Origin of the sequence: Micromonospora sp. CPM1 (genome assembly GCF_023896895.1) — a bacterium.
In the GTDB taxonomy this organism is placed as follows: domain Bacteria; phylum Actinomycetota; class Actinomycetes; order Mycobacteriales; family Micromonosporaceae; genus Micromonospora; species Micromonospora tulbaghiae.
The window spans coordinates 1-18,456 of sequence record NZ_JAMHIU010000009.1; the positions used below are offsets into that span (position 1 = coordinate 1).

At 73.8% G+C, this 18,456-nt stretch carries 20 protein-coding genes; 10 read left to right on the forward strand and 10 right to left on the reverse strand.

Features of this window, described 5'->3' with window-relative positions:
• Positions 1–75 precede the first annotated feature (75 nt).
• Both M8C11_RS12745 and M8C11_RS12750 read right to left on the reverse strand, forming a co-directional pair.
• The gene (locus tag M8C11_RS12745) at positions 76–528 is read right to left on the reverse strand and encodes a pyridoxamine 5'-phosphate oxidase family protein (protein WP_252449665.1); all 453 of its coding nucleotides are present in this window, start codon (positions 526–528) and stop codon (positions 76–78) included.
• Between the two features lie 54 nt (positions 529–582).
• Positions 583–1,176: a pentapeptide repeat-containing protein gene (locus M8C11_RS12750; protein ID WP_252449666.1), complete on the reverse strand. Its 594-nt coding sequence runs from the start codon at positions 1,174–1,176 to the stop codon at positions 583–585.
• A 55-nt stretch (positions 1,177–1,231) separates the two neighbouring features.
• Here M8C11_RS12750 and M8C11_RS12755 point away from each other — a divergent pair, with 55 nt between their 5' ends.
• Positions 1,232–2,464 carry a serine hydrolase gene (locus M8C11_RS12755; RefSeq protein ID WP_252449667.1) on the forward strand — a complete coding sequence of 411 codons (1,233 nt, stop codon included), beginning with the start codon at positions 1,232–1,234 and terminating at the stop codon, positions 2,462–2,464.
• 55 nt (positions 2,465–2,519) lie between these two features.
• The gene (locus tag M8C11_RS12760; RefSeq protein ID WP_120571428.1) at positions 2,520–3,161 is read left to right on the forward strand and encodes an NAD(P)-dependent oxidoreductase; all 642 of its coding nucleotides are present in this window, start codon (positions 2,520–2,522) and stop codon (positions 3,159–3,161) included.
• Between the two features lie 16 nt (positions 3,162–3,177).
• Here the strand turns inward: M8C11_RS12760 and M8C11_RS12765 are convergent, their stop codons facing one another.
• Both M8C11_RS12765 and M8C11_RS12770 read right to left on the reverse strand, forming a co-directional pair.
• On the reverse strand, positions 3,178–3,642 hold the full coding sequence (locus tag M8C11_RS12765; RefSeq protein ID WP_030272926.1) for a PPOX class F420-dependent oxidoreductase: 465 nt from the start codon (positions 3,640–3,642) through the stop codon (positions 3,178–3,180).
• A 32-nt stretch (positions 3,643–3,674) separates the two neighbouring features.
• Positions 3,675–4,316 carry a DUF6642 family protein gene (locus tag M8C11_RS12770; RefSeq protein WP_091419014.1) on the reverse strand — a complete coding sequence of 214 codons (642 nt, stop codon included), beginning with the start codon at positions 4,314–4,316 and terminating at the stop codon, positions 3,675–3,677.
• A gap of 257 nt (positions 4,317–4,573) precedes the next feature.
• Here M8C11_RS12770 and M8C11_RS12775 point away from each other — a divergent pair, with 257 nt between their 5' ends.
• A complete protein-coding gene (locus M8C11_RS12775; RefSeq protein WP_120571431.1) occupies positions 4,574–5,353 on the forward strand; it encodes a D-Ala-D-Ala carboxypeptidase family metallohydrolase in 780 nt (259 codons plus the stop codon).
• A 182-nt stretch (positions 5,354–5,535) separates the two neighbouring features.
• Here M8C11_RS12775 and M8C11_RS12780 read toward each other — a convergent pair whose 3' ends face one another.
• The 3 genes from M8C11_RS12780 to M8C11_RS12790 form a co-directional block, all read right to left on the reverse strand.
• On the reverse strand, positions 5,536–6,129 hold the full coding sequence (locus tag M8C11_RS12780) for a hypothetical protein (RefSeq protein ID WP_252449668.1): 594 nt from the start codon (positions 6,127–6,129) through the stop codon (positions 5,536–5,538).
• Between the two features lie 108 nt (positions 6,130–6,237).
• Complete coding sequence (locus tag M8C11_RS12785) at positions 6,238–6,909, reverse strand: response regulator transcription factor (protein ID WP_252449669.1); 672 nt, start codon at positions 6,907–6,909, stop codon at positions 6,238–6,240.
• A complete protein-coding gene (locus M8C11_RS12790) occupies positions 6,906–8,144 on the reverse strand; it encodes a sensor histidine kinase (protein WP_252449670.1) in 1,239 nt (412 codons plus the stop codon). The genes M8C11_RS12785 and M8C11_RS12790 overlap by 4 nt, the downstream gene beginning before the upstream one ends.
• A 132-nt stretch (positions 8,145–8,276) precedes the next feature.
• On the opposite strand from M8C11_RS12790, the gene M8C11_RS12795 reads away from it, so the two are divergent.
• The 4 genes from M8C11_RS12795 (at position 8,277) to M8C11_RS12810 (ending at position 12,207) form a co-directional block, all read left to right on the forward strand.
• Positions 8,277–9,176 carry an ABC transporter ATP-binding protein gene (locus M8C11_RS12795; RefSeq protein WP_091419001.1) on the forward strand — a complete coding sequence of 300 codons (900 nt, stop codon included), beginning with the start codon at positions 8,277–8,279 and terminating at the stop codon, positions 9,174–9,176.
• Positions 9,173–9,958: an ABC transporter permease gene (locus M8C11_RS12800; RefSeq protein ID WP_252449671.1), complete on the forward strand. Its 786-nt coding sequence runs from the start codon at positions 9,173–9,175 to the stop codon at positions 9,956–9,958. Before M8C11_RS12795 ends, M8C11_RS12800 begins: the two co-directional genes overlap by 4 nt.
• 2 nt (positions 9,959–9,960) lie before the next feature.
• The gene (locus tag M8C11_RS12805; RefSeq protein WP_252449672.1) at positions 9,961–10,665 is read left to right on the forward strand and encodes a hypothetical protein; all 705 of its coding nucleotides are present in this window, start codon (positions 9,961–9,963) and stop codon (positions 10,663–10,665) included.
• A 120-nt stretch (positions 10,666–10,785) separates the two neighbouring features.
• Complete coding sequence (locus M8C11_RS12810; protein ID WP_252449673.1) at positions 10,786–12,207, forward strand: amino acid permease; 1,422 nt, start codon at positions 10,786–10,788, stop codon at positions 12,205–12,207.
• 13 nt (positions 12,208–12,220) lie between these two features.
• Here M8C11_RS12810 and M8C11_RS12815 read toward each other — a convergent pair whose 3' ends face one another.
• Positions 12,221–13,312: a serine hydrolase gene (locus M8C11_RS12815; protein WP_252449674.1), complete on the reverse strand. Its 1,092-nt coding sequence runs from the start codon at positions 13,310–13,312 to the stop codon at positions 12,221–12,223.
• Between the two features lie 32 nt (positions 13,313–13,344).
• The gene (locus tag M8C11_RS12820; protein WP_252449675.1) at positions 13,345–13,857 is read right to left on the reverse strand and encodes a helix-turn-helix transcriptional regulator; all 513 of its coding nucleotides are present in this window, start codon (positions 13,855–13,857) and stop codon (positions 13,345–13,347) included.
• A gap of 158 nt (positions 13,858–14,015) precedes the next feature.
• On the opposite strand from M8C11_RS12820, the gene M8C11_RS12825 reads away from it, so the two are divergent.
• From M8C11_RS12825 to M8C11_RS12835, 3 genes are read left to right on the forward strand one after another with little or no spacing between them, the layout of a single operon-like run.
• Positions 14,016–14,831 carry a CDP-alcohol phosphatidyltransferase family protein gene (locus M8C11_RS12825; protein WP_252449676.1) on the forward strand — a complete coding sequence of 272 codons (816 nt, stop codon included), beginning with the start codon at positions 14,016–14,018 and terminating at the stop codon, positions 14,829–14,831.
• Positions 14,828–16,543, forward strand: a complete 1,716-nt coding sequence (locus tag M8C11_RS12830; protein ID WP_252449677.1) for a sulfatase — start codon at positions 14,828–14,830, stop codon at positions 16,541–16,543. The genes M8C11_RS12825 and M8C11_RS12830 overlap by 4 nt, the downstream gene beginning before the upstream one ends.
• 13 nt (positions 16,544–16,556) lie before the next feature.
• Positions 16,557–17,312: an FkbM family methyltransferase gene (locus M8C11_RS12835; RefSeq protein ID WP_252449826.1), complete on the forward strand. Its 756-nt coding sequence runs from the start codon at positions 16,557–16,559 to the stop codon at positions 17,310–17,312.
• Positions 17,313–17,321: 9 nt separating this feature from the next.
• On the opposite strand, the gene M8C11_RS12840 is transcribed toward M8C11_RS12835, so the two are convergent.
• Entirely contained in the window at positions 17,322–18,323 is a 1,002-nt protein-coding gene (locus tag M8C11_RS12840; RefSeq protein WP_252449678.1) for an MBL fold metallo-hydrolase, read from the reverse strand.
• Positions 18,324–18,456 lie beyond the last annotated feature (133 nt).

An 18,456-nucleotide genomic window follows, 5' to 3' on the forward strand; every position in this document is an offset into this window, starting at 1 on the left:
CGGGGTCGGTCGGGTGCGGGGTCGGCGGGGTGCGGGGCCGGGGGGGTGCGGGGCGGGGGGTTGCGGGGGTTGTGGTCAGTGGCGGGTGCGTTGCTGTAGGCCTCGGTCGGGGTGCCAGCTCTCAATCAGGAGGTGGTCGGGCGGGTTGCCTACTCGGGTGAGCACCACCTCGGTCAGCTCGATCCGGAAGCGGTGCGAGCCGTCCTCGGCGGGCGGCTCCTCGTGCGCCCGGCCGGCGATCTTCGCGTCCCCGTCCCAGGTGGACGGGTCGTCCGGCGGGGCGTCCTCGGTCGGGCTGTGCAGCGCCACCCGGGGATCGCGGCGCAGGTCGAGCGCCTTGACCGCGCCGGCCATGCTGCCCAGCCGCAGCTGCCCGTCGTCACCGAAGTCGAACTCGGTGCCGCTGATCCGCGGCGAGCCGTCCCGCCGCACTGTCGCCATCGTGCCGTGCTTGCGGACCGCGAAGCGGGCGCGCACCCGCGCCGCGAACTCGGGCTCGGCCGCCACCAGGTCGGACCACCATGTCATGCGCCCGAGTGTGTCCGGAAAACCTGACAACCCGCGGCACATTTCCCGGCGGACTCAGCCGACCTGGAAACCGAGCGCCTGCGCCAGCACCACGGCCTGCTCGGCGTCGATCCGTGCGTCGGCACGCTGCACCGCCGTCGGGTCGAGCGAGGACAGGTCGCTGCCGCGCAGGTCGGCCCGGATCAGCTTGGCGGCGTGCAACTGGGCGCCGGACAGGTCCACGCCGGTCAGCGTCGCGCCGGTGAGGTCGGCGCCGGTCAGGTCGACCTCCCGCATGCGTACGTCGGTGATCCGCGCCCCGCGCAGGTCGGCCCCGGCGAGCGTGACGAACGACCAGTCGCCCCGGTCGATCCGCAGCGGGCGCAGGTCGCAGCGGTCGAACGTGCTGCCGACCAGCTTGCAGCCGGTGAACTCGGCCTCGAAGAGGTTGCACTTGCTGAACGAGCACCTGGTGAACGCCGAGTCGGTGTGCCGGGAGGCGTTGAACGCGACGTTGCCGAACACGCAGTCGGTGAAGACCGCGCCCCGGCTGACCGCCTCGGTCAGGTCGACGTGGAAGAACTCGCACCGCACGAAGTGCCGGTCGGCCAGCTCCTCGGCGTACCAGTCCTGCTGGCGGTAGGTGACGTCCTCGACCGGCTCGGGCATGCCACCGACCCTAGTGACACTTCCCGGCCGCGGTACCTGCGGGTAGGTTCGCGTCGTGAGTGTCACCGTGAGCACCGACCCCGGCCGTGTCGGATTCGATCCCGCCCGGCTGGCGCGGATCGACGAGCACTTCGCCCGGTACGTCGACGACGGCCGGCTCGCCGGCTGGCAGATCGTCGTCAGCCGCCGCGGCGAGGTCGCCCACTCCTCGACGTACGGGCTGCGCGACCGGGAGGCCGGTACGCCGGTCGAGCCGGACACGCTCTGGCGCATCTACTCGATGACCAAGCCGATCACCTCGGTCGCGGCGATGATGCTCTGGGAGGAGGGCCGGTTCGAGCTGAACGACCCGGTCAGCCGCTGGCTGCCGGAGTTCGCCGACGTACGCGTCTACGACCGGGGTTCGGTGCTCAAGCCGTACACGGTGCCGGCGGTCGAGCCGATCCGGATCTGGCACCTGCTCACCCACACGGCGGGCCTGACGTACGGCTTCGCCCAGGTCTCGGTGGTCGACGGCCTGTACCGGGCGGCGGGTTTCGACCTCGGCGTGCCGGCGGGCGCGGACCTGGCGGCGGCGTCGGCCGGGCTGGCCCGGCTGCCGCTGCTGTTCCAGCCGGGCACGAGCTGGAACTACGGCGTCTCCACCGACGTGCTGGGCCGCCTGGTCGAGGTGATCTCCGGGCAGTCGCTGGACGCGTTCTTCGCCGAGCGGATCCTCGGCCCGCTGGGGATGACCGACACGCGCTGGTGGGTGGACGCGGCGGACGCGAAGCGCCTGGCCGCCCTCTACGCGCCGCACCCGGCCACCGGCCAGGCGGTACGCGCCGACGGGGTGGGCCGGGCCGCGCTGGCGGAGCCGACCTGGCACTCCGGCGGCGGCGGGCTGGTCTCCACCGCGGCGGACTATCACCGGTTCACCCAGTTCCTGCTGCGCGGCGGCGAGCTGGACGGGGTGCGCCTGCTCGGCCCCCGCACGGTGCGCTTCATGACCCGCAACCATCTGCCGGGCGACCGGGATCTGGCCTCGTTCTCGCCGGAGGGCTTCGCCGAGACGGTCCTCGACGGGATCGGCTTCGGGCTGGGCTTCGCGGTGGTGCTGGACCCGGTGCCGTCGCGCGTGCCGAGCAGCGTCGGCGAGTTCTACTGGGGCGGCCTGGCCAGCACCGCGTTCTGGGTGGACCCGGTGGAGGAGGTCACCGCGCTGCTGTTCACCCAGTTGATGCCGTCGAGCACGTACCCGCTGCGCAGCCAGCTTCGCCAGCTCGTCTACTCGGCGATCGTCGACTGAGCCGGTTCGGCGGAACTCCCCGCCACCCGCCGGTGGGCTGCCTAGCCTGTGAGGCATGAGCGACATCGTCGTGTTCGGCGCCGGCGGGACGGCGGGCTCGCGGATCGCCGCCGAGGCGGTCGAGCGGGGGCACCGGGTGACAGCGGCGGTGCGGCGTCCGGAGGCGGTCGGCTACCTTCCCACCGGCGTGCGCACTGTGACCGGCGACGCGACCTCGGCGCGGAGCGTACGCGAACTGGCCGAGGATGCGGATGTGCTGGTGGTGGCCATCGGCGGCGGCGAGCGGGACCTGTGGCGCGACGCCGCGCGGACGCTGGTCGACACGCTGCGTGAGGTGCCGGATCCGCCGCGGGTGATCCACGTCGGCGGCGGCTCGACGCTGCTCACCCCGAAGGGCACCCGCTACCTGGACGAGCCGGACTTCCCGGAGGAGTACCGGGACTCGGCGCACGGCCAGGCCGACGCGCTGGAGTTCTACCGCTCCAGCGCCGACGGGGTGACCTGGACGTACGTCTCCCCGCCGCCGCTGGAGTTCCACCCGGGCGAGCGGACCGGTCACTACCGCACCGGCACCGACCACCCGGTGACCGACGCGCAGGGCCGTTCGGTGCTCACCTACGAGGACCTGGCGGTGGCGATCGTCGACGAGATCGAGAATCCCCGGTTCGGCAACACCCGGTTCACCGTCGCGTACTGATCCGGCGCGTACCGATTCAGTCGGCCAGCCGGGCGGGGAAGCCGCCGGTGGCGATCGGGCCCCAGGACTCGATCGTGACGCGGATCAGCGACTTGCCCTGCGCGACCATCGCCGACCGGTACTCGTCCCAGTCCGGGTGCTCGCCGGAGATGCTGCGGAAGTACTCGACCAGCGGCTCCAGCGCCTCGGGCAGGTCGAGCACCTCGGCCACGCCGTCGACCTGCACCCACGGGCCGTTCCAGTCGTCGGAGAGCACGCACGCGGAGACGCGCGGGTCGCGGCGGATGTTGGCGACCTTGGCGCGCTCGGGATAGGTGGAGATCACCAGGCGGCCCTCGGCGTCCACGCCGCAGGCCACCGGGGAGGACTGCGGACGACCGTCGGAGCGGGTGGTCATGAGCACGACGTGGTGGCGGGGGCGGAGGAACTCGATCAGGGCGTCCCGGTCGACCCGGGTGTTCTTCGCGATGCTGCGTGCCATGCCCTCGGTTCTACCAGGCCCGCCGGTCGATCTCAGCGCGGACGTCCGGCGGCCCGCTGCGCGGTGACCTGCTCCGGCACGCGCGGGCGGGCCGAGGGCCGCCAGGCACGGCCGTTCGCGTAGATGACCCGGAAACCGAGGTACGCGGCGAGCGGCGCCCAGTGTGCCGAGCGCATCCGCACCTCGGCGGCGTTGTGCCGCTGACCGTTGGCCAGCACGTCGAGCAGCACGGTCTCGAAGGCGGCCGACTCGACCCAGTCCACCTCGCGGGTGAAGCCGCAGATCAGCGCCGCGCCGGTGACGTCGAGGAACTCGCGCAGCGTGGCGTCGGAGGCGCGCAGCACCGAGCAGCTGCCGAAGTAGAGGCGGCGGCCCTCGCAGCGGCCGGCCATCCGCTCGGCCACGTCCGACAGCTCGACCGAGTCCCAGTCGGTGAGGCAGAGCCGGCTCGGCTCGCCGTGCATGGCGAAGAAGCCCACCCGGTGATCCGCGTACTGCTTGAGCAGCCACCGGTCGACGAAGTAGAACAGCTCGTCGCGGGTGGCCGCGTCCTTGTGGATGTAGCGGATCCGGCCGAGCCGTTCGAGCAGGTCGAGCGTGGGCAGGACGGATCCTCGTTCGTTGAGGTCGCGGTGCCACTGCCCCTCGACGCAGAACACGCCGCCACGCGCCAACGCCCACCTCCCCGCCCGTCGAGGTCGCCGCCCGGGTCCGGGAGCAGACGTTACCGCTCACCTCCGACGGGCGACACCCGGCGGCGCGTACGCAAACGGGCACTATTCACAGGCAATATCCAGCAAACGGCCGAAGTGAGAACAATTTCGGCTAATCACCACGAAGAATCCTCGCACCTGTCACGGTGAGAGAGACGGGACGTACCGGTCGATGTGCCCGTCCCATCCCAGTTCCGCTCTGACATCGGGAGGACTCTGTGCGCGTCAACACCCTGAAGCGGGCGGCGGTCGCGTTCGCGCTGGCCCTGCCCGGGGCCGCCGTGGCGACAGTCGTGGCCGCGCCACCGGCGCACGCCGACGGCTGCTACACCTGGAAGCGGACGCTGTCCCAGGGAAGCTCCGGCGCCGAGGTCCGGCAGCTCCAGATCCGGGTGGCCGGCTGGGCCGCGTACGGCGGCATCGTCCGGGTCGACGGTGTGTACGGCCCGGAGACGGCCGCCGCGGTCAAGCGCTTCCAGGCCGCGTACGGGCTGCGCGCCGACGGCGTGGCCGGGCCGCAGACGTTCGCCAAGATCTACGACCTGCAGAAGGACAGCGACTGCACGCCCAAGCACTTCAGCTACGCCGAGCTGGACAACGGCTGCGGCAAGGGCGGGTGGGCCGGAGGTCCGCTCTCCTCGTCGGCCACCCGGGAGAACGCGCTGCGCACCATGTGGAAGCTGGAGGCGCTGCGGCGCAGCCTCGGCGACAAGCCGCTCTACGTGACCAGCGGGTTCCGCAGCATCGCCTGCAACCGGCAGGTCGGCGGCGCCGCGGACAGCCAGCACCTCTACGGCAACGCGGCCGACCTGATCGCCAAGCACCGCAGCCTCTGCGACATCGCCCGATCCGCCCGCGACCAGGGCTTCAGCGGCATCTACGGGCCCGGCTACCCGGACCACGACGACCACACGCACGTGGACTCGCGGCGGGAGAACAACCGGGACAAGGCGCCGAACACCAGGGACTGGTCCGCGCCGGACTGCGGCGTCAAGTGACACGGTGACGGCGGCCCGGCACGGGGGTGGGGGCTCCCCGGCCGGGCCGCCGCCGGCATGCTCCGGCACGACCGACGCCGCTCCGCGACGGGGCGTCGACGCGACCGGAACCGGGCGCCGGGCGTCAGCTCACCCGGGCCGGCGGGCCCGGGGGCGGTCGGCCCGGAACCGGGCGGCGGGAGTCAGCTCGCCCGGGGCCAGCGGGGCCGGGCGGCGGGAGCCGGCCGCCCGGCGACAGGGCGCAGACCGGGCCGCACCGGCGGCGTCGCGACCCGCGGGACCGGACCGCGCGCCGCCTGGGCCGCGGCGGCGGGACGGGCGGCCTGACCCGGCACCGCCCGGGCCGGCTGTCCCGGCACCGGGCGGCCGGCCGGACCGGGTACGCCGGGACGCGCGACCTGAGCGGGTACGCCCGGCCGGCCCGCCTGACCGGCCGGACGGGCGACCTGACCGGCGGCCGGACGGGCGCCGGACGGGCCGGTCAGCACGAACGGGAAGGGCACGTGCACGAACGGGTTGCCGTGCCGGATCAGCGCGTCGATCTGACGGTCGTTGAGACCGTGTGTCTCCAGCACCCGCCGGCCCCAGCGATGCAACCGGCAGGGGAACGACGACCCGTCGTTGCGGCACTTCGGCCCCGCGGGCCACTCCTCGGCGGCGTGCACCACCACCGCCCGGACCGCGAGGCGGACGTCCTCGGGGGTCAACGGCGCCGGTACCGGCACCTCGCCCAGGATCTGGTCGATGGGGTCCGTCGACTGCTCACCAACTCGCACGGCAGGCCTCCCGCAGCTCGGCAGCGGTACGGCGGAACGGCCGCACCACATCCTCGACCACTGGTACGGCCGGAGAACGGCAGCAGTTCAATCCCGCCGTGCGGCGAGTCAGACCAGGCCGGCGTCCTGGACCAGCAGGGCCACCTGCACGCGGTTGTTCAGATCGAGCTTCGTCAGCAGCCGCGACACGTACGCCTTCACGGTCGCCACGCTCATGAACAGCTCGGCGGAGATCTCCGCGTTGGTCCGGCCCCGGCCGAGCAGCACCGCGACCTCCCGTTCCCGTTCGGAGAGCCCGTCGAGCAGCCGTACCGCACGCTCCCGCTTCGGGTCCGCGCCGGGCACCGGCGCGGTGCCGGTGACGTGCGCGATGAGCTTGCGGGTCACCGCCGGGGACAGCGTGGCCTCCCCCGCCGCGACCCGGCGTACCGCGGCCACGATCTCGGCCGGCGGGGTGTCCTTGAGCAGGAATCCGCTCGCCCCGGCGCGCAGCGCCCGCAGCACCTGCTCGTCGGCGTCGAAGGTGGTCAGCACCAGCACCTCGGGCGGGTCGGCTGTGGCACGCAGCGCCTCGGTGGCGGCCAGCCCGTCGACGCGGGGCATGCGGATGTCCATCAGCACCACGTCCGGGGTGTGTGCGGCGACTGCCGCCGGCACCTCGGCACCGTCGGCGGCCTCGCCGACCACCGCCAGGTCGGGTACGCCGCCGAGGATCATCGACAGCGCGCCGCGGACCAGCGGGTCGTCGTCGACGATGAGCACCCGCACCGGGGCGCTCACTGAGCCGCCGCCCAGGGCAGCCAGGCGGTCAGCCGGAACGCGCCGTCGGCGTCCCGCCCGTGTTCGAGGCGGCCACCGGCGAGCGTGACCCGCTCCGCGATCCCGACCAGCCCGGTGCCGGTGCCCGGGATGGCGGTCGCGGGCGCACCGACGGGCCACGGGTTGACGATCTCCACCGCCAGCCCTTCCCCCGGGCCGCCGGCGAGCCGGACCGTCACCACCGCGCCCGGTGCGTGCTTGCGGGCGTTGGTCAGCCCTTCCTGCACGATCCGGTACGCGTTGCGCCCGATCGCCGCCGGCACCGCCTCCGGCTCGGCCACCTCGTCGACCACGCCGACCCGTACCCCGGCGTCGCGGCTCTCGGCGACGAGCGCGGGCACGTCGGCGAGGGTGGGCTGCGGCCGTTCCGGCGTGGCCTCGGAGCCGACCTCGGCCCGCAGCACGCCGATCACCTCGCGCAGGTCCTGGAGCGCGGCGTGCGCGCTGGCCCGGATCACCCCGGCCGCCCGCGCCACCTCCTCCGGCGGCGCGTCCGGCCGGAACTCCAGCGCGCCGGCGTGCAGGCTGAGCAGGGAGATCCGGTGCGCGAGCACGTCGTGCATCTCGCGGGCGATCCGGCCGCGTTCGAGCTGCCGGGCCTGGTCGAGCCGGAGCTGCTGCTCGGCCTCGGCCCGTTCGGCACGGTCACGCAGCGACAGCACCAGCTGGCGGCGGGCCCGGACGAACAGCGCCCAGGCCACCACCGCGCCGATGAACAGCGCGGTCCAGATCACCGAACCCCAGAACGGCATCGTCGGGTCGGGCCGGACGGCGAGGTAGACCGGCAGGCTCAGCACGTTCCACGCCGCCAGGGCCAGACCCACCGGCAGCGGCCGGTGCACGAGCACGGTGAACGTGATGACGAGCAACGCGACGCCGGAGGTGACCGAGAAGAACACGAGCGGCGCGGTGGCCACCGCCAGCCCGACCGGCCAGCGCCGGCGCAGCCAGAGCGCGCCGCTGACGAGCAGGCCGATGAGCAGGTCGGCCTCCTCCAGCCAGGCCGGACCGGCGTTGAGCCCGAACTCCGGGGTGGCGCTGGTGACGTCGGCGTGCGTGATCAGCACCCAGAGCAGTGAGGCCACGAACAGCACGCCGTCCACGAACCAGTCCCGGGGCGTCCGCCGGGCGGCCCGGGCGGGCACCAGGGAACCCGGCAGGAGCCAGGGATGGTCGGGTACGGCGGCGCTGGTCACCCGTCCATGCTAGGAAGCCGTCCGGACCGGCTACCAGCTACCAAAGTCGACGCCTGCGGTGAACGGAGGTCGACGGTGACGCCGACCGCCGGCCGCAGCGCGTGACCGGGTGACCCCGGCAGGCTCGACGGCATGATCGAAGTCGACCAGCTCACCAAGCGGTACGGCCCGCACACCGCCGTCGAGGACGTCACGTTCCGGTGCGAACCGGGTTCGGTGACCGGTTTCCTCGGGCCGAACGGCGCCGGGAAGTCCACCACGATGCGGATGATCTGCGGGATGACACCGCCCACCTCGGGTGGCGCGACGGTCGGCGGCCGCCCGTACCGGCAGCTGCCCAACCCGGGGCGAGAGATCGGCGTGCTGCTCGACGCCTCGGCGCAGCACGCCGGGCGGACCGGGCGGGAGACGCTCACGCTCGCCGCCCGCACCATGGGCGTCGACCGGGGGCGGGTGGCGGCGGCACTCGACCAGGTCGGCCTGAACGACACCGCGGCCCGGCGCCGCGTCGGCGCGTACTCCCTGGGCATGCGGCAGCGGCTCGGCCTGGCGCTGGCGCTGCTGGGCGACCCCCGGGTCCTGATCCTGGACGAGCCGGCCAACGGCCTCGACCCGGAGGGGATCTTCTGGATGCGCGGCCTGCTGCGCGACTTCGCCGACCGGGGCGGCACGGTGCTGCTCTCCTCGCACCTGCTGCGCGAGGTGGAGGCGGTGGCCGACCGGCTGGTGGTGATCGGCGGCGGCCGGGTGGTCGCCCAGGGCGGCAAGGACGAGCTGCTCGCGGGTGCCGGCACGCTCGTCCGCGCCCGCGACGCGCACGCCCTGCGCCTGACGCTGGAGCGGGCCGCGCTGCCGGCCACCGCCGGCACCGACGGCGGCTTCGTCGTCCGGGCCGAGCCGGGCGAGGTCGGCCAGGCCGCGGCGGACGCCGGACTGGTCCTCACCGAGCTGCGCCCGGCCGGCAGCGGCGGCCTGGAACAGCTCTTCCTCACCCTCACCGCCGGCGCGTCGACCAAGGAGGCCGTCCGATGACCACCACTGCCGTTCCGACCGCCCCGCCGAGGCACGAGCCGGCCACCGCCGGTCCCTCGCTGGCCCGGCTGACCGCCGTGGAGCTGCGCAAGCTGGCCGACACCCGGGCCGGACGCTGGTTGCTGATCACGATCGGCCTGATCGCGGCCGTGATCGTGGTGGTGCAGCTGTTCGTCCTCGACGCGCCGGACCAGACGTTCACCGCGTTCTTCACGCCGTCGCTGCTGCCGGTCGGGCTGCTCCTGCCGGTGCTCGGCATCCTCTCCATCACCGGCGAGTGGTCGCAGCGCAGCGCGCTCACCACGTTCGCGCTGGTGCCCCGCCGGGAGCGGGTGATCGTCGCCAAACTCGCCGCGGTGGTGCTCGCCGCGCTCGCCTCGGTGCTCGTCAGCCTGGCTGTCGCCGCCGTCGGCACGCTCGCCGCCGGCGCCACCGGCGGGGCGGGCACCTGGACGTTCGACTGGCAACTGCTGCCGCACGCGGCCGTGTTCCAGGTGGTGAACGTGCTGATGGGCGCCGCCTTCGGCCTGTTGCTGCTGAACACGCCGCTGGCGATCGTCGCCTACCTGCTGCTTCCCACGGTGTGGAGCCTGCTCGCCGCGATGATCTCCGCGCTGCGGGAGCCGGCCCGCTGGCTGGACACCTCGTACACGATGGAGCCGCTGCTCGGCGCCGAGATGACCGGCGGGCAGTGGGGCCGGCTCGGCGTATCGCTGGCCGTCTGGGTGCTCCTGCCGCTGGCTGCCGGCCTGGTCCGCACCATGCGCCGGGAGGTGTCCTGACCGTGGCCGCCTGGCAACCCGGGGAGGACGTCGTCGTCGACGGCGGACGCGGCGAGCTGGTGCTGTTCTGGGCGGGATTCCCGCTGTTCGGGGCGGGGCTGGCAGCCGGGCTGACCGCGCTGTCCGGCTGGATCGCCGGGCTGGCCTGGTTCCCGTTCCAGGGCCTGTTCGAGCTGCTCGCCCGGTGGCCGGACGAGCGGTCGTACCCGATCGGGATCGGGATGGGCGTGCTCGGCGGCCTGATCCTGGCGGTGGTGGCGGTCCGCGAGCGGCTGACCGTCACGGTCGGCCACCGGTCGGTACGGCTGCACCGCGACGGGCACGGCCGTGACCTCGCCCGCGCCGACGTGGCCGGGGTGTTCGTCGACGGCAGGGCACTGGTGCTGCTGGACACCGCCGGCGGCGAGCTGGCCCGGGAGAAGTCCGACCTGGACGCCGAACGGTTGCGCGCGGCGTTCACCCGGCAGGGCTGGCCGTGGACCGGCCAGGACCCGCACCGGGACGCGTACCGGCGCTGGGTGGAAGGGCTGCCCGGCCTGCCGCCCGGCGCGGACGCCCTGCTGCGCGCCCGGCAGCGGGCGCTCGACGGCGGCCACGACGCCGAGACCCGGGAGCTGCACGGGGAGCTGGCCCGGCTCGGCGTCGTGGTCCGCGACGAGGGCAAACGGCAGTACTGGCGGCTGGTCGCCGGCCCACCTGCGGGGTGATCGCCGCCGTCGCGCTGCGATCTTCGCGCCGAGGATTTACGTTCTTCCATGGCGGGGTCGCGGCTCGTCGGACGCGGTGGCCCCGGGGCGGTACGACGCGGGCGACGGGGAGGGGCCGGCATGGCGGTGGGACAGGGCATCTTACGGCGCAAGCCGGTCGAGCAGATCGCCGACGAGACCGACGAGGGCCTCTCCCGTGAACTGGGGTTGTGGCAGCTCACCGCGATCGGGGTCGGCGGCATCATCGGCGCGGGCATCTTCGCGCTGGCCGGGGCGGTGGCGAACGAGACCGCCGGCCCGGCCGTGCTGGTGTCGTTCCTGATCGCCGGTCTGGCCAGCGCCGCCGCCGCACTGTCGTACGCGGAGTTCGCCGGCATGATCCCTAAGGCCGGGTCGGCCTACACCTACGGGTACGCGGTGCTGGGCGAGGCGGTCGGCTGGTTCATCGGCTGGGACCTGCTGCTGGAGTACACGGCGATCGTCGCCGTCGTGGCCATCGGCATCTCCGGCTACTTCGGCTTCCTCGTCAACGAGCTGGGCGCGGACCTGCCGGCGTGGATGCTCGGCGCGCCGGGCACCGGCGACGGGCACCGGGTGGACCTGTTCGCGGTGGTGCTCTGCCTGCTCATCGCGTTCCTGCTGACCCGGGGCATCAAGGCCGCCGCGCGGTTCGAGACGTTCGTGGTGGGCCTCAAGGTCGCCGTCGTGCTGCTGGTGATCGTGGTCGGCTTCTTCCACGTGAAGACCGCCAACTACTCGCCGTTCTTCCCGTTCGGCGTCGGCGGCGCGATCACCGGCGCGGCCACCGTCTTCTTCGCGGTCTTCGGGTACGACGCGATGAGCACCGCCGCGGAGGAGTCACGGGACGCCCGCCGGCACATGCCCAAGGCGATCATCTGGTCGCTGGTCATCTCGATGGTGCTGTACGTGCTGGCCACGCTGGTGCTCACCGGCATGCAGAACTACCGGGACATCGACCCGGAGAGCGGCTTCTCCTCCGCGTTCGCCTCGGTCGGGCTCTCCGGGCTGGCCAGTGTGATCGCGGTCGGGGCGATCATCGGCATCCTCACCGTGATGTTCACGTTCATGCTCGGCGTGACCCGGGTGTGGTTCTCGATGAGCCGGGACGGGCTGCTGCCCGGCTGGTTCGCCAAGGTCCACCCGGTCCGCCGGGTACCGACCCGGGTCACCTGGATCGTCGGCGTCGGCTCGGCGCTGATCGCCGGTTTCCTGCCGATCCGGCAGGCCGCCGAGCTGACGAACATCGGCATCCTGCTGGCGTTCGTGGTGGTGTGCGTGGCGGTGATCGTGCTGCGCTACCGCCGCCCGGACGCGCCGCGTACGTTCCGGCTCCCCGGTATGCCCGTGGTGCCGGCACTCGGCGTGATCTTCTCGATCTGGCTGATCACGTTCCTCGACCCGGTGACGTGGCTGCGGTTCGGCGCCTGGTTCCTGCTCGGCGCGATCGTCTACGCGCTGTACGGCTACCGCCGTTCGGCGCTGGCCCGGCGCGAGCAGGACACCGCCGACCGGACGCGGTGACCGCCGCGTCACCTCAGACGAGCAGTCGCAGGCCGATCGGGTCCACGTCGCGTGTGGTGTTGCCGAGCACCACCACACCTCGGTCGGCGGCCCGGTCGAAGCCCAGGAAGGCCCGGAAGCCACTGGTGCCCCCGTTGTGCCAGACGATCTCCCGGTCGCCGTACCGGCTGGTGAACCAGCCGTACCCGACGCGGCGGTCCTCCCCGGCGTCGAAGCGGGGCGTGGCGGCGTCGGCGCCGGGGGCGGTGCCGGCGAGCATCGCGGCGGTGAGCCGGGCCAGGTCCTCGGCCGTGGACCAGATTCCGATGCCGGCCGGCGCGTAACCCGCGCCCAGCCACGGGTCGGCGGCCCGGCCGGCGGCGGTGGCGCCCTCGGCCCGCCCGCCCGGCAGGTGCCCGGCCTCGGTGGCGGCCAGCGTGGCGTTCATCTCCAGTGGACGCAGCACGTCCCGGCGCATCAGTTCCGGATAGCCGACGCCGGCCCGGGCCGCCAGCGCCTGGCCGAGCAGCGCCGCGCCGAAGTTCGAGTAGGAGACGGCGCCGCGGTCTCCGCCCGGCTCGGTGTTCGCGGCGACGGCGACGATCCGGTCCACGTCGTAACCGGCGTACGGGTTTCCGGCCGTGGACGCCGCCCACCAGGTGCGGACCATCGCGCCCGCGGAGCCGAGCGCCAGCCGGGGCAGCCCGGCCCGGTGACTGGCCAGTTCGGCGAGCGTGACCTCACCGGCCGGACCGGTCACGCCGGGCAGGACGGCGGCCAGCCGGTCGTCGGGGTCGACCACGTCGGCCGCCACCTGCCGGGCCAGGAGCATTCCGGTGAGCGCCTTGGCGAGCGAGCCGATCTCGAACGGTGTGCCCGGTTCGACGGCCGGCCCGCCGCGAGCCCGGTCGCCGAGGCCCGCGACGCGGACCCGGTCGCCCTCGACCACCGCCACCGCGAGGCCGCGCAGTCCCTCGGGGTCGTCGACGGCGGCGCGGACGGTCGCAGCCAGGTCCGCGTCGCCGGTCCGCTGCGGGCCCAGGCGGGGCGGCCGGGGCTTCCGGACCGCCGCCACGGCCGAGGCGGCGAGGCCGGCGGCGACGGCGAGAACGATCGGGGTACGCATGGCGCTGCCTTCCGTCGAAGTGGCCGGCCGGGTCAGCGGCGGGCGGCGGTGAGGATGGCCAGCAGCGGCACCGCCCGCTCGGGCGGTATGTCGTAGCGCCCGCGGGCGCCGCTGCGCAGCCAGCCGGCGGCGGCGAGTTGCCGCAGGTGGTGATGGAGCTGACCGGTGGTGCCGATCCCGTCGAGGCCGGCCAGTTCGGCGGTGCCGCGCCGCCCGCCGAGGATCTCGCGCAGCAGCCGCAGCCGCACCGGATGCGCCAGCGCGGTGAGCGTGCCGGCCAGTGCCGGCCAGTCGTCGTCGAGCAGGTCGTCGACTGTGGCGCCGTACTGCCAGTCGTAGTTCCGGTCCCCGGTGCGGACGGTGCCGGTGTAGAGCACCGCGCCGGCACCGTCGGCGGGAATTCGCTGCTTCAGGCCGCCGAGTGCCCAGAGGGCGTCGGTCGGCGCGGCCTCGCCGGCCGGCGTGCCGGCTCCGGCGTCCCGCTCGCCGGCCAGCCGGGCCACCTGCGCCTCCAGGGCCGCGAGCCGTTCCTCCACGCTTGCCACGGCAGCGATAGTACGGAAGTACGTACTTACGTGCAAGCGAACAAGCGCGCGGAGCCGCTGATGCCGCTGCTTCTGCTGGCGCGTTTCCGGTATCAGAACGAACTGTTCGGGCATGTTCTCCGTACACAGGTGTGGTTCGTGACGTCTACCTCGGAGGCATGGTGTCCGCACTTCGAACTGATCCATTCGCGGGGGCGATTCTCCAGGTCGGCGTACTCGCGGCCCTGACCGGCACGGTCGGCCTGAGCGCGTACGGCTGGCTGGCCGGTCTGCTCTTCGGGGTGGTGACGGTCGCGGCGCTCGGATACGGGCTGCGCCGTTCGGGCGCGGACCGGCTCGGGCCGGCGGACTGGGTGACGCTCACCCGGGCGACGCTCACCGGCGGTGTGGCCGCGTTGACTGTCGACTCGTTCCGCGAGCCGATCGTGGTGCCGGTCCTGGTCGCGCTGAGCGCCGTGGCGCTGTCACTCGACTGGGTCGACGGGCAGGTGGCCCGCCGTACCGGCACGGTGAGCGCGCTGGGCGCCCGGTTCGACATGGAGGTCGACTCCTTCCTCGTCCTGGTCCTCTGCGGGTACGTCGCCGACCAGGTGGGCGCCTGGGTGCTGGTGATCGGCGCGATGCGGTACGTCTTCGTCGCCGCCGGCTGGGTGCTGCCGTGGATGCGCGGGTCGCTGCCGCCGCGCTACTGGCGCAAGGTGGTCGCCGCCACGCAGGGCATCGCGCTGGCGGTGGTGGCGGCGGGCGTCCTGCCCCGGCCGCTCGCCGTCGCGGTGCTTCTCGGCGCGCTCGCGCTGCTGGTCGAGTCGTTCGGCCGTGACGTCGGCTGGCTGTGGCGGCACCGCGTACGCCCGGCGCCGCGCGCGCTCCCGGCCGCGCCGGTCTCCCCCGCCCCGGCGGGTCACCGGCCCGAGTGGACGCCGGGCGTGCGGATCGCGCGCCAGCCCGCCGAGGTCGGCGGTCGGCACCGGTGACCGACCTGCCCCGCCCGGCGGACGGCGACGACGCCCCGGACGCCACCACGACCGACGACAACGAGACCCGCACCACGACCGGCGACGCGCCGGTGCCGGCGAGGCGGCGCACCCGGCGGGTGCTCGCCGCTACGGTCACCGCGCTGGCCGCCGCGCTCGTGCTGGTGGCGCTCGTCGCGCCGAGCGACGTCAACGAGTTCAGCCCGGGCGCGTTCCTGCGCATCCCGGTGGAAGGGCTGATCGCCGTCGCCCTGCTGCTGGTCCTGCCGGCACGTCCGCGCCGGGTCGTGGCCACGGTTCTCGGCGCGCTACTCGGCCTGGTCCTCGTCCTCAAGGTCACCGACCTCGGGTTCTCGCTGGTCCTGGACCGCCCCTTCGACCTGATCGCCGACTGGACGTTCCTCGGCGCAGGTGCGGAGTTCCTGTCCGAGTCGTACGGTCGCGCCGCCGAGGTGGGCGCGGTGGCGCTGGCAGTGGTCGCGGTCCTCGCCGTACCGCTGCTGGTGACGCTGTCGGTGCGGCGGCTGACCCGGGTCGTGGCCGGCCACCGGGTGGTGACCGCGCGCGCGACCACCGCGTTCGCCGCCGCCTGGGTGGTCTGCGCCGTGCTCGGCGCGCAGATCGTGCCGGGCGTCCCGGTCGCCGCCGACACGGTGGCGGCCGGTCTCCACGACCGGGCCCGGCAGGTACGGGCGGGCCTCAACGACCAGGAGACGCTGAACACGCAGCTCGCCGGCGACCCGTTCCAGGACGTGCCGGGCGAGCAGTTGCTGACCGCGTTGCGCGGCAAGGACGTCCTGTTCACGTTCGTGGAGAGCTACGGCCGGGTCGCGCTGGAGGATCCGGACCTCGCGCCGGAGGTGGACGCCGTCCTGGACGAGGGCACCCGGCAGTTGCGCGCGGCGGGGTACGGCAGCCGCAGCGCGTTCCTCACCTCGTCCACCACCGGCGGCGGGAGCTGGCTCGCGCACGCCACGCTGATGAGCGGCATCCGGGCGGACAACCAGCTGCGCTACACCAACCTGGTCCGCAGCGACCACCTGACCCTCAACGGCGCGTTCAAGCGCGCCGGCTGGCGGACCACGCTGGTCATGCCGGCGCTCACCCGCGCCTGGCCGGAGGCCGACTTCTTCTCCCCCGACCAGGTGTACGGCATGAAGGAACTCGGCTACCGGGGGCCGCTGTTCAGCTTCTCCTCACCGCCGGACCAGTACACGCTGTCGACGTTCCAGCGCCGCGAGCGCGGACCCGGGCACGCCCCGGTGATGGCCGAGATCCCGTTGCTGTCCAGCCACGTGCCGTGGACGCCGGTACCGCCGCTCGTCGACTGGGACGACGTCGGCGACGGCTCGGTGTACAAGGGGACCGCACGCGCCGACCGCTCGGCGGAGGGCACCCGGGAGGCGTACCGGCGCGCGGTTGTCTACTCGCTGCGCACGCTCATCTCCTACGTCCAGCGGTACGGCGACGAGAACCTGGTGCTCGTGTTCCTCGGCGACCACCAGCCGGCCCGGGCGGTCACCGGCGAGGGCGCCGGCAAGGACGTGCCGATCACCGTCGTCGCGAAGGACCCGGCCGTGCTCGACCGGATCGCCGGGTGGGGGTGGCAGGACGGCCTCAACCCCGGCCCGCAGGCCCCGGTCTGGCCGATGGAGTCGTTCCGCGACCGGTTCCTGAACGCTTTCGGACCGAAGTCCACCACTCACAGTTAGGGATGTCGTGACGATGCTCGCTCGGGCCTGGGGGATCACCCGTTCCCTGGCCGTCTACCACGGTCAGCCGGCCAAGCACCGGCGTGCCCGGCAGCTCTACGGGCAGTTCCTCTCCCCCGGCGACCTCGGCTTCGACATCGGCGCCCACGTGGGCGGCCGGGTGCGTACCTGGCGGCGGCTGGGCGCGCGGGTGGTCGCTGTCGAGCCGCAGCCGGACTGCCTGCGGGTGCTGCGCCTGGGCTTCGGGCGGGACGCCGACGTGACGATCGAGCCGACGGCGGTCGGTGCGCGGTCCGGGAGCGCGCGGCTGGAGCTGTCCAGCGCGACGCCGACGGTGTCCACCATGTCGTCGTCGTGGATCGAGTCGGTCACCGCCGACCCGAGCTTCGCCGGGGTCCGGTGGGACCGGTCGGTCGAGGTGCCGGTGGTGACGCTGGACGACCTGATCGAGCGGCACGGCGTACCGGCGTTCTGCAAGGTCGACGTCGAGGGCTTCGAGGTCGACGTGCTGTCCGGCCTGAGTCACCCGGTGCGCGGGCTGTCCTTCGAGTACCTGCCGCCCGCGCACGACGCCGCGCTGGCCGCGTTGGAGCTGGTGGAACGGCTGGGCGTGACGGCGGGCGGCTACCGCTACAACTACTCGCCGGTGGAGACCATGCGGTTCGCGAGCGACCGGTGGCTGGACGCGGCCGAGCTGGTACGTCTGCTGGAGACGTACCGCCCGGCCGGTCGCTCCGGCGACGTCTACGCCCGGCTGGCGGCCTCCTGAGCGACGCCGTCAGAACCGGTACGCGGTGTGGTACTCGGGCACCAGCACGCGGCTGCGCGGCGAGACCCGGCGCACCTCGGCGACGAGGGCGTCGAGGCGTTCCCGGTCGTTCGCGGCGACAGTCGGCGGGTTGGTGAGCGGCGTCTCGAAGTTGTCCCAGTGCACCGGCACCACGACCTTCGGGTGATCCAGCGCGGCCATCAGCCGGGGCACGTAGTCGGCGGTGGCCGTGGTGGACGCCGACGCGACCATCGCCACGTCCGGGGCGAGCCCGCTCAGCTTGCGCTCGTCGAAGTCGCTTGCGCCCATGAAGAACACGGACGGCCCGCCGTCGATCCGGATCTGGTACGCCAGCGTGTCGCCCTCGGGCAGGTCGGCGATCGTCTCCGGACGGGGCGGCCGGCTGACCCGTACCCCGGGGAAGGCCATCGACCAGGTGGCGTTGCGGCTGTGCAGCGAGCCGACCACCGCCACCGTGTACCCGTCGAAGTCGAGCACCTCGCCGCCCTTGACCGGGGCCAGTTGCCCGGCCGGCAGCCCGTACGCCAGGCCGAGGTGGTAGGCGGTGAGCGTGCCGAAGACCCGGGCGCCGGTCCGGGCGGCGATGTGCGGCACGTCGTTGAAGTGGTCCCAGTGGGTGTGGGTGACGAGGATGTTCTCGGCCCGGTCGGCGAGCCGGTCGACCACGTCGGCGGCCACGGTCAGCGGGGTGCCGGGGTCGAACGCCTTGCGGAACAGCCCGGTGTCGTACCGGCTCAGGTACGGGTCGACGAGCACCGTCCGGTCCCCGATGTCGATGCGCCAGCCGGAGGTGCCCCACCAGCGGAAGCTCACCGCGCCGCCGCGTCGCGTACCGCCGGCGGCGCGGCTCGGCGCGGCGGCAGGGCTCGGCCCGGCGGCTTCCGCCGGGGCGGCGGTGACGAGTCCGGCGGTGGAGACGGCGGCGGCGCCGACGGCGGTGTCGCGCAGGAATCGACGGCGGGCGTAGCCGGACGGCCGGTTCTCGGGCATGTGTCGTCCTCCCCGTTCGGGATCGGTGATCGGTAGGCCCAGCCCACCACCCGACTGACGCCGGTGTCCAAGATCGACGAGCGCAACGACCGATATCCGGACCGATATCACCGCAGGTCAACGCCGATGCGCC

Bases quoted from the DNA above. Each gene is read 5' to 3' on its own strand.
- M8C11_RS12745 (WP_252449665.1), bottom strand. From the start codon at position 528: ATGACATGGTGGTCCGACCTGGTGGCGGCCGAGCCCGAGTTCGCGGCG.
- M8C11_RS12750 (WP_252449666.1), bottom strand. From the start codon at position 1,176: ATGCCCGAGCCGGTCGAGGACGTCACCTACCGCCAGCAGGACTGGTAC.
- M8C11_RS12760 (WP_120571428.1), top strand. From the start codon at position 2,520: ATGAGCGACATCGTCGTGTTCGGCGCCGGCGGGACGGCGGGCTCGCGG.
- M8C11_RS12765 (WP_030272926.1), bottom strand. From the start codon at position 3,642: ATGGCACGCAGCATCGCGAAGAACACCCGGGTCGACCGGGACGCCCTG.
- M8C11_RS12795 (WP_091419001.1), top strand. From the start codon at position 8,277: ATGATCGAAGTCGACCAGCTCACCAAGCGGTACGGCCCGCACACCGCC.
- M8C11_RS12800 (WP_252449671.1), top strand. From the start codon at position 9,173: ATGACCACCACTGCCGTTCCGACCGCCCCGCCGAGGCACGAGCCGGCC.
- M8C11_RS12810 (WP_252449673.1), top strand. From the start codon at position 10,786: ATGGCGGTGGGACAGGGCATCTTACGGCGCAAGCCGGTCGAGCAGATC.
- M8C11_RS12815 (WP_252449674.1), bottom strand. From the start codon at position 13,312: ATGCGTACCCCGATCGTTCTCGCCGTCGCCGCCGGCCTCGCCGCCTCG.
- M8C11_RS12825 (WP_252449676.1), top strand. From the start codon at position 14,016: ATGGTGTCCGCACTTCGAACTGATCCATTCGCGGGGGCGATTCTCCAG.
- M8C11_RS12835 (WP_252449826.1), top strand. From the start codon at position 16,557: ATGCTCGCTCGGGCCTGGGGGATCACCCGTTCCCTGGCCGTCTACCAC.
- M8C11_RS12840 (WP_252449678.1), bottom strand. From the start codon at position 18,323: ATGCCCGAGAACCGGCCGTCCGGCTACGCCCGCCGTCGATTCCTGCGC.